The organism is uncultured Mucilaginibacter sp., assembly GCF_903913935.1.
Classification (GTDB): Bacteria; Bacteroidota; Bacteroidia; order Sphingobacteriales; family Sphingobacteriaceae; genus Mucilaginibacter.
The window spans coordinates 1-1,731 of sequence record NZ_CAIWNH010000253.1; the positions used below are offsets into that span (position 1 = coordinate 1).

Below are 1,731 nucleotides of genomic sequence, written 5' to 3' on the forward strand. Positions count from 1 at the left end.
CATGAACAATGTAACCGTACCAAAAGATTGGGATCGCATTGTCGGTTATTATTATCAACACTATTCGGCGACGATCGAACGCTTGTTCCAAGAAAACGGGCATCCTATTGATATTAAAGCTGAAATTGCACCTGGTTGACCAAAAAAGCATTTTATAGTATAATAATATTATGAAATCGAAATACAGAAACAGAAAAAAACTTATCCTAACCGATGCTGACGGTTGTTTGTTAGACTGGGAGTGGGCCTTTAATGTTTGGATGCAGGAACACGGTTTTGAAGAGATTCCGGGTAGCAAGCTCAATTATGATATGAGCATACGCTACGGCATACCCAGAGAACAGGTAGTTAAACTTATACGCCTGTTTAACGAAAGTGCTGCAATTGGATTCTTACCGGCACAGCGTGATGCCATGTATTATGTAAAAAAATTAGTTGAAAAATTTGGCTATCAATTCCACTGTATCACATCCTTAAGTTTAGACCCAAACGCACAACGACTCCGCGAAATGAATCTTAAAAAACTATTTGGAGAGTATGCTTTTGAACGGATCGTATGTTTGGATACAGGTGCCGACAAAGACGAAGCACTGCAAGAATATGAAGGAACCGGACTCCATTGGATTGAGGATAAATGGTCCAATGCCGAGTGTGGATACAAATATGGATTACAACCCCTTGTATTAGAGCACGGTCATAATATGTCAAAATATCATCCTGGTATTACAATTCTAAAAAACTGGAAAGAAATATACACACATATCACCGGTGAAAAAGAATAGTTGTTGACTAAATAATGGTGTAGTTCGCGGTGCTGAAACACCCAACTACTCTAACATTATAAGGCAATGTCAGCATGATATTTACTAAAAATACTCCACCAACTGGATTTTATGTTTATCTCTATTTGAGAGACAATGGTACTCCTTACTACTGTGGCAAGGGCAAAGGCATTCGTGCCTGGGAGGAGCACAGAGATATAAAAAATAATAGAGGGGTATGGACTCCTAAGGATGATTCTCGCATCATAATTACAGACTGGGATTTGTTAGAAATTGGGTCTTTTATTCTTGAACGAAAGTTAATTCGCTGGTACGGTCGTAAAGATATAGGTGCTGGAATATTATATAATAAAACAGATGGTGGTGATGGAACTGCAGGACTTGTACATTCAGATAGTCATAAAGCTAAATCCAAAGCCACTAAAATAAAAAACGGTACATTAAATAATCCGCATAAACCAGAGGCCAGGCAAAAAGCAATGGCAACTATGAAAGAAAGAGGGACGCATCAATCATTTCCTACAACTATTGCTAAACAATTAGAAACAAAAAAGAAAAATGGAACTCTTAATAAACCAAAATCAAAAGAGTCTATCGAAAAAATGAAAGCTACAACGGCACTCAAAGGTGATGGGTGGCGTAACACACCAGAGGCCGTAGCCAAAACAAAACAAACAAAACTGATTAACGGAACCGGAAGCGGCTGGAAGAATCCTCCTGGGACGGGAGAAAAGGGTTGGGCAACTCGTCGTAAAAATGCGGCCTTGCGAGCCGCATTCTTATCTCAGTCAGCGTAAAGTTTTAATACTGACCCAATTATTGGGTGCCGTTGTATATCGCGATGATCGAACTCGCACAAGCTAATACCCTTTACACCCCCTTCCTTCAATTTTTGGCATAAATCTGCCAGGCCATTGTTGCCTTTACTACGGTCAGTTTGTTCAGTATC

Annotated in this window: 2 protein-coding genes; both read left to right on the plus strand. The window is 39.5% G+C overall.

The window, feature by feature from the left end:
- Positions 1-170: 170 nt before the first annotated feature.
- On the plus strand, positions 171-782 hold the full coding sequence (locus QZY09_RS09910; RefSeq protein WP_295671859.1) for a hypothetical protein: 612 nt from the start codon (positions 171-173) through the stop codon (positions 780-782).
- A 74-nt stretch (positions 783-856) separates the two neighbouring features.
- A complete protein-coding gene (locus QZY09_RS09915; RefSeq protein ID WP_295671862.1) occupies positions 857-1,579 on the plus strand; it encodes a hypothetical protein in 723 nt (240 codons plus the stop codon).
- The last annotated feature ends 152 nt before the right edge of the window (positions 1,580-1,731 follow it).